The sequence below is a fragment of the Rhizobium sp. LjRoot98 genome, from assembly GCF_964252935.1.
Lineage (GTDB): Bacteria > Pseudomonadota > Alphaproteobacteria > Rhizobiales > Rhizobiaceae > Pararhizobium.
This window is the reverse complement of the sequence record NZ_CAXUPW020000036.1, coordinates 1-6,410: the sequence shown is the minus strand read 5'-3', so window position 1 is coordinate 6,410 and position 6,410 is coordinate 1. Positions and strand designations below refer to the sequence as shown.

Here is a 6,410-nt window from a genome sequence, read left to right as displayed (position 1 = left end):
CGAGCCTTAATAATCAGAGGAAACTCCATTCGAGGGGAACGAAAAAAGCTATCGGAGGACGTTTGACGTCAACTTACCGTGGATTTCCAGTCCTCCCTAAAAACATCTGGTGCGCGTGATCGACGGTGAGCGACCGCTGCGAACTCTCTACGCTGCGGCGGTCCCTGGAAGAACTTTCTGTGAATCGCCGCGGCTACCACGACCTAGTTGCGCCGCGCCTGCGCCGTGCGCAACGGTTCGGCAAGCCAATTCACCAAATTTGCATCAATGGCATCCACCGCAGTATTCATTGCCAGAACCGCCGCCTTAACTTCATTAGAGGCTTCGCTCTGCTTCTTCTGGAGCCCCTCTGCGATTTTCGTGATCCTTGGCGCGTCTGTTGAGCCGAGCAATTTCTGCATACTTTGCTCCGCTTCGTTACAGAATATCGCGTACTCCGCGTTGATCGCCTCTATGTGCTCTAACGTCCGTCCAACCAGTCCGACCACCTCGCTAGTTCCGCTAGGGGGGTGGTCCGATGAGAAAATGAAGTTGTATCGACGACCTTCTTCTACGTATTTTGTCCGAGTATTCTCTAAATCATTTTTGCCTCGGTTTAGCGCATTCGACTGTACAAACTCATCCGGAGCAATAGCGATACTCTCAAGTCCTCCGATATTGCAGTCGCCTGGGACAAGAACGTCCTTACTAAGCAGTGCGGCGGCATCATGCCGCGAGCGAAGCGTTGACTCATAAGCTTCTGAAAAATCAGAGAACGGCTTCGATAGCTGTTGTTGGTTGCTTTGCATGGCATCTTGCAAATCCCGCTCGACCGCCAATGCGGCCTCCATCTCGTCGGGACTCTCGTCCAACGGCTCACCACTTCGGGAGTGATCCTGCCTAGGCTTCACGATATCGGCAGCGGTTTGGTCCAACATGTCGGGAAAGCCAATGAGCAAGATTGTTATCCCACCAAAGACCACCGCAGCACCGAGAACACGCCGAAATTTATTCATACTTTAATGACCCATATTACCCGTTTATCTCCATATCGGCACTTAAGCGGAATCGGCACGCTTTGCAATCCTATTAACGCCAAACCTTGTTTTTTGTTGAAATGATCTCGATGCAAGCGAAACATCAGTGTCCCGGCAATGAACGCATATAACCAGCCGCACAGACCGTAGCTCACCCCATAGAAAGTTTCTTGCGAAAGAGACAACTGGATAAGTCTAATATTTATAAGTTGAAATAATGACTTGCGTGGATTTTAGCCAATTGTTCTCAGACGGTTTCCGGTGGCGTCGCCCTGTAAGTCGGACTCCAGCCGCGTCCCGCTGTTGTTAATGACAAGGCAAGATGTACGAAGGCAAGAGACCTTCGATTTCACTGGTCAAGCGCTTGCGGTAAGGGTCGAAACGTGCAATAGCGTGCAAATAGAGAGTGCATGGTTACTTTATTCAAGTACGCGGGCAATCTTCGAAGAGTTTATGCGCGCGAGTTTGGCTACCCAACACTAATGGTTTTGTCCGGCGGGATTGACAACAAAAAGTTGCGGATGGTGAAGTGATGCTGAAAGATGAGGATATTGAACACCTTGAGCGAGTGGAGACTGTGGCTCTGAGATCGAGTGGAAGCGCGCGAGCAAAGGCGACTGCATTTGTGCCGCCGTCGAGGAAGACAATCTGCCCTTCCTTCACCATTGCGACGGCGGCCTTGGCGATAGCACACTTGTCGGCGACAGAAACCTTGCGTCGCGTGGAGAGGTCGGCCAGCGCTTGGGATGCCGGAAGGGCTCCCCCATGAACGCGCTGCAGGAGACCTTCACCCGCCAGTTCCCGAAGATCCCGTCTGATCGTGTCCTCCGACAGGTTCAGCTTGTGGCTGAATTCCTTGGCGACGACGCGGCCTCCTTGCCAAGTGTGTCGAGGATTAGGGCCTTCCGTTCCGTGGTTAGCATCGCGATGCCTCCGCTGTTGATGCGGTATATTGCACGAATGAGATTCTCGTGCAATATCGTGCACGATTACTGAGCGGAGGGACAAATGACGATTGCTCACAAAGTGCGGGTCGAGGACGTAACGACCCTTTCGGATGATTGGTACGTGTTAAAGAAGACGACATTCAGCTATCTCAGGAGCGATGGCACATGGCAGCGACAGAGCCGCGAAACCTATGACCGCGGCAATGGCGCTACTATCCTGCTCTATGATCCGCACCGACGGACGGTTCTTCTCACCCGGCAATTTCGCTACCCGGCCTTTGCTAACGGCCACGACGATCTGCTGATCGAGACGCCGGCCGGACTACTCGACGATGCGAGTCCAGAGGACCGGATCCGCGCGGAAGTCGAGGAGGAGACAGGTTACCGGGTCTCCAATGTCCGGCAGGTGTTTGATGCCTTCATGAGCCCCGGATCCGTCACCGAACGGCTGCACTTTTTCATCGGATCCTATTCCTCCGCGGATCAGGTCTCCGAAGGCGGTGGCAACGCCGAGGAGGGGGAAGACATCGAGCGGCTGGAGCCGACCATCGAAGACGCACTTGAGATGATCCTCGATGGCCGCATCCGCGACGGCAAGACGATCATGTTGCTGCAGTATGCCGCCCTGCACATCTTCAAAGGTTAGCCGATGTTCACCTTGAGACCAGTCACGAGCAAAGACTTGGCACGCAACTTCGAGATCTGGCGGAGCGCCGTGCTCGCGACGCACTACTTCCTGTCCGAGAGAGACTTCCAGGATATCGGCATCGTGGTCGAGAAGTCGTATCTCCCAACGGCAGCATTGGTGGTAGCCGTCGATGACGAGGATGTCCCGCATGGCTTCATGGGCACCACAGAGGACAACGTCGACGCTTTGTTCATTCATGCTGATAGCAGAGGAAAAGGCGTAGGCCGCCTTCTTCTGAAAAACTTCCTGGCAGCTCGCGACGAGGCGACAGTGGATGTAAACGAGCAGAACTGCTCCGGCAGGAAGTTCTACGAGAAGGTGGGCTTCCAGGTAACCGGCCGTTCCGATGTCGACGACACAGGTCGCCCGTATCCGCTCATGCATATGCGCTGGAGGCGGTCATGACGGATCTGTTGCTGCTTGACCCTAAGAGAGATGCAGAAGCTGTCCTACGACTGCACGCAGGCCTGAGTCTGACGGCCCGATCGACCTTTGAGCAATTTGGTTTCGATGTGGTCGAGCAGCAAACGTCGCCAGGGATGGACAAGAATTCGTTCGCTTCAAGATGCAGAAGCTGATCGGAGGCTGAGAATGCATGAGCTTGCGGCAGACGGAATAAGACTGGTGTCGGCATCTCCCGAGCTACTGGATGCCGAGGACATCTCGGGTGACAGGCTGGCAGGTCTGCTTGGCGTCTTGGCACCACCTAGCTGGCCGCCGATGTTCAACGACGCGGAGACGCGGAGATGGGTTCGCACTGCCCTGCACGATGATCCTGACGCCGAAGGCTGGAATTCCTGGTACATAGTTGCGGACGCTGGCGAGGGTCTGATGCTGGCTGGTATCTGTGGCTACAAAGGAGCGCCTGATCCCCACGGAGAGGTCGAGGTCGGCTACTCAGTCGTTCCTGAACTTCAGCGCCGCGGGCTGGCTAGCGCAGCGGTCGCCCTGCTATGCGAGAGCGCGTTGTCGAGAGGGGCCAAGACTGTCGTCGCCGACACACTGCCCGAACTCGTGCCGTCGCAGCGGGTCCTTGCTAAGAACGGTTTCCTCAAGATCGCGACAATAGAGAACGTCGAAGATGGCGTGATTTGGCGCTATCGTCGGCAACTCTGAGAAAGCAGTGGGGCGATCATTGAGGTGCTCAGGTAGATGCGAAGCTGACGGATCCATCAGCCCTTATGCTGCTTTCCATGGAGGAGAAGAATGATAAATTTGATATTCCGGCGGGCGGTTGAAGGCGATCTTGCAGCCATCGTCGAACTCCTCGCGGATGACATGCTTGGTGCTTCAAGGGAGGCCAGAGCGCCCGAAGTCGATGCGAAGTACGAACAGGCATTCCTTGATATCGAATCCGACCCAAATCAGCTCCTCTGCGTCGCCGAGGATGATGGCGAGATCGTCGGGACGTTCCAGTTGACCTTCATTCCAGGCTTGTCGCGCGGCGGAGCGAAACGTGCCCAGATCGAAGCCGTCCGCGTATCGAGCAAAAGGCGGAACGAGAACATCGGTGAGGTGATGTTCAAGTGGGCGATCGACCGGTGCCGTGAACAGGGCTGCGTGTTGATGCAGCTCACGACGGACAAGCAGCGCCCCGACGCGCACCGCTTCTATGACAGACTAGGCTTTGAGCCGACGCATATAGGATACAAGCTGCACCTCTAATCCAATCGCCCCGGTGACGCGATTTAGGTGAGCGACTTAAAATGGAATGGAAGAGGGATTCGGAATGGATTTCGATGAGTGCCGCCAGATCATTGCCGACGTCATGCCGGGAAGGGAGGACCAGTCCTTCGGGCCGATGTCTATAGGCTCCACTCCGGCTTCCGCTGACGAAGGCGTACGCGTGATCATCGAGGGCATCAAGACCGCAACATCGTCGCCGCTCTGGGACTTCCCGGACGGCTGCCTTCCATTCGAAGGTGCACTGAGCGTTCTACTGGACGGGCAAGGTAAGGCGCGGGCGATCCTGGAAACTGTCTCCATCGAAATCATATCCTTCGACCAGGTGTCGGAAGACTTCGCTTTCGCCTACGGCGAAGGAGACCGCAGCCTGACGTGGTTTCGACAAGAGATCGGGCACTGGTACGAAGGTTCTGCAGCGAGAAGCGGGAACGCGTTCACGAGCAAGACTCCAATCATTTGCGAGCGCATCCGGGTGGCGGAGTGTCTACATGAACTTTGCCAGGTGATCGGCGAAGGCCCGGACGCGCAGCGTTATGTCAGCGCGCGTGGCGAACGATAGGTGCATCTCGAGAGGGGAAAGGGTAAGTTTCTCCATCGCCTCCACGACCTATTCCTTCGCCATCACTCGGCAGATGTTCGACTTCATGGAGGCTCGCCTTGAAGAGCCCAATGAAGAGGAAACGCTTTTGTTAGACGGCCATATCTCTTGAGCAATATGAGGGCAATTGATGGAGCAACAGCACTCAACCGCCGCACTCGTGCCGCACCCACCCCAGCGTCAGGACAACATCGTTTTACGCGATGGGCGGCATCTTGCATGGTCCGAGTGGGGGCCGATCCATGGGCGGCCCGTCTTGTTCTGCACCGGAGCAGGCATGAGCGGCAGCCTGGGCTTCGCAGAGGCTGATCTTCACGATCTTGGAGCGCGGCTGATTGCGATCGACAGGCCTGGCCTCGGTCGCTCGGACGACGATCCCGGAAGAACGCTTGCGACTTGGGCAGATGACGTCGCCAAACTGGTGCGGCAGCAAGAACTTCAAGATGCAGTTGCGGTTGGCTTCTCGCAAGGGGGCCCGTTCGCGCTTCAGCTTGCATCTGCAGAGGATGTCCGCGCTATCGCTATCGTTGCCGGACAGGATGACTTCTCTCATCCTCCCACGTTTGAGAAACTTGACCCCAAAGTGATCGGGATGATCAACGGGCTTCGTCAGGATCCTGAAGCTTTTACGCAGAACATGAAGATGGCTAATCCAGAGTGGCTCTGGTCCATGATCATGTCGATGAGTTCTGAACAGGACCAGCGGGCTTTCGGCGGGGAAGCTTTCGCCTCAGCCTATCGTCGCTGCCTGGATGAGGGCTTTTCCCAAGGCTCCGGAGGCTATGTTGGCGACGTCGTCAACACGTGGAGCCCTTGGCCCTTCCGGCTGGAAGACCTGCGCGTTCCAGTAGACCTTTGGTACGGCCGCATGGACACCAGTCCCGTCCACTCGCCTGACTTCGGTAAGACTATGGCAACACGAATCCCTCGTGCCAGACTATTCATCGAGAACGAAAAGGGAAGTTCGCTTCTGTGGACGAAGGCAGAGGAGATCCTGCAACAGCTTCTGGCACATTGAGTGAGAGCTTTGTCTGAAGCCGAGGTGCCGACGCGTCGAGCGCCCTCGGTGTGTTTTCCTGAGACCGAGATCGAATGTCCGCATCGCCCCTCATCATTTTCCGCCACGGCATCAGCGCGTCAGCCGAGAGCTCGTGCCTCTCGCATCATCGTGGATGCTCAACTGCCCGCCACGGCTTTCGCGACGCCGGATGCTCCCAATCGCAATGGATACGGGGACCATCAATGGTCCAAGGTCGATGGCAATGTTCCCCCGGTCCGTTGGTGCTGACCTGAGCCCCTAAACTTCCTCCAAATTTTGGTAGAGTCCGTTACTCTGATTGCTCTGGGACCAAACCTTGGACCGCCGGAAGCTGGAGTTTTCCGGCTCTGATCACGATGGCGGGTTGGTTGCGCCGCCGGGATTATGCAGGTCGATCGGGACGTTATATCCGATCGCCGAGTGAGGACGTTCCTCG

At 56.3% G+C, this 6,410-nt stretch carries 9 protein-coding genes; 7 read left to right on the top strand and 2 right to left on the bottom strand.

Annotation, left to right across the window (positions count from 1 at the left end; genetic code table 11):
• Positions 1–203: 203 nt before the first annotated feature.
• On the bottom strand, positions 204–995 hold the full coding sequence (locus ACSQ3J_RS31075) for a hypothetical protein (RefSeq protein ID WP_436041141.1): 792 nt from the start codon (positions 993–995) through the stop codon (positions 204–206).
• Positions 996–1,439: 444 nt separating this feature from the next.
• Positions 1,440–2,003, bottom strand: coding sequence for a DeoR family transcriptional regulator (locus tag ACSQ3J_RS31070; protein WP_436041143.1), 564 nt, complete (start codon positions 2,001–2,003; stop codon positions 1,440–1,442).
• Between the two features lie 21 nt (positions 2,004–2,024).
• Between ACSQ3J_RS31070 and ACSQ3J_RS31065 the strand changes: the two genes are divergently transcribed.
• From ACSQ3J_RS31065 to ACSQ3J_RS31035, 7 genes are all read left to right on the top strand, one after another.
• Positions 2,025–2,609: an NUDIX domain-containing protein gene (locus ACSQ3J_RS31065; protein ID WP_436041139.1), complete on the top strand. Its 585-nt coding sequence runs from the start codon at positions 2,025–2,027 to the stop codon at positions 2,607–2,609.
• Between the two features lie 36 nt (positions 2,610–2,645).
• Complete coding sequence (locus ACSQ3J_RS31060; RefSeq protein WP_436041137.1) at positions 2,646–3,056, top strand: acetyltransferase; 411 nt, start codon at positions 2,646–2,648, stop codon at positions 3,054–3,056.
• A complete protein-coding gene (locus ACSQ3J_RS31055) occupies positions 3,053–3,229 on the top strand; it encodes a hypothetical protein (RefSeq protein WP_436041135.1) in 177 nt (58 codons plus the stop codon). Before ACSQ3J_RS31060 ends, ACSQ3J_RS31055 begins: the two co-directional genes overlap by 4 nt.
• 13 nt (positions 3,230–3,242) lie before the next feature.
• Positions 3,243–3,767: a GNAT family N-acetyltransferase gene (locus ACSQ3J_RS31050; RefSeq protein ID WP_436041133.1), complete on the top strand. Its 525-nt coding sequence runs from the start codon at positions 3,243–3,245 to the stop codon at positions 3,765–3,767.
• A gap of 90 nt (positions 3,768–3,857) precedes the next feature.
• Positions 3,858–4,316, top strand: a complete 459-nt coding sequence (locus ACSQ3J_RS31045) for an N-acetyltransferase family protein (protein ID WP_436041131.1) — start codon at positions 3,858–3,860, stop codon at positions 4,314–4,316.
• A 64-nt stretch (positions 4,317–4,380) separates the two neighbouring features.
• Positions 4,381–4,896: an ASCH domain-containing protein gene (locus tag ACSQ3J_RS31040; protein ID WP_436041129.1), complete on the top strand. Its 516-nt coding sequence runs from the start codon at positions 4,381–4,383 to the stop codon at positions 4,894–4,896.
• Positions 4,897–5,065: 169 nt separating this feature from the next.
• Positions 5,066–5,953 carry an alpha/beta fold hydrolase gene (locus ACSQ3J_RS31035; protein ID WP_436041128.1) on the top strand — a complete coding sequence of 296 codons (888 nt, stop codon included), beginning with the start codon at positions 5,066–5,068 and terminating at the stop codon, positions 5,951–5,953.
• Positions 5,954–6,410 lie beyond the last annotated feature (457 nt).

What these genes read in the sequence shown, in the direction of transcription:
- ACSQ3J_RS31075 (WP_436041141.1), bottom strand. Translation starts at nt 995, where the DNA reads ATGAATAAATTTCGGCGTGTTCTCGGTGCTGCGGTGGTCTTTGGTGGG.
- ACSQ3J_RS31065 (WP_436041139.1), top strand. Translation starts at nt 2,025, where the DNA reads ATGACGATTGCTCACAAAGTGCGGGTCGAGGACGTAACGACCCTTTCG.
- ACSQ3J_RS31055 (WP_436041135.1), top strand. Translation starts at nt 3,053, where the DNA reads ATGACGGATCTGTTGCTGCTTGACCCTAAGAGAGATGCAGAAGCTGTC.
- ACSQ3J_RS31050 (WP_436041133.1), top strand. Translation starts at nt 3,243, where the DNA reads ATGCATGAGCTTGCGGCAGACGGAATAAGACTGGTGTCGGCATCTCCC.
- ACSQ3J_RS31045 (WP_436041131.1), top strand. Translation starts at nt 3,858, where the DNA reads ATGATAAATTTGATATTCCGGCGGGCGGTTGAAGGCGATCTTGCAGCC.
- ACSQ3J_RS31040 (WP_436041129.1), top strand. Translation starts at nt 4,381, where the DNA reads ATGGATTTCGATGAGTGCCGCCAGATCATTGCCGACGTCATGCCGGGA.
- ACSQ3J_RS31035 (WP_436041128.1), top strand. Translation starts at nt 5,066, where the DNA reads ATGGAGCAACAGCACTCAACCGCCGCACTCGTGCCGCACCCACCCCAG.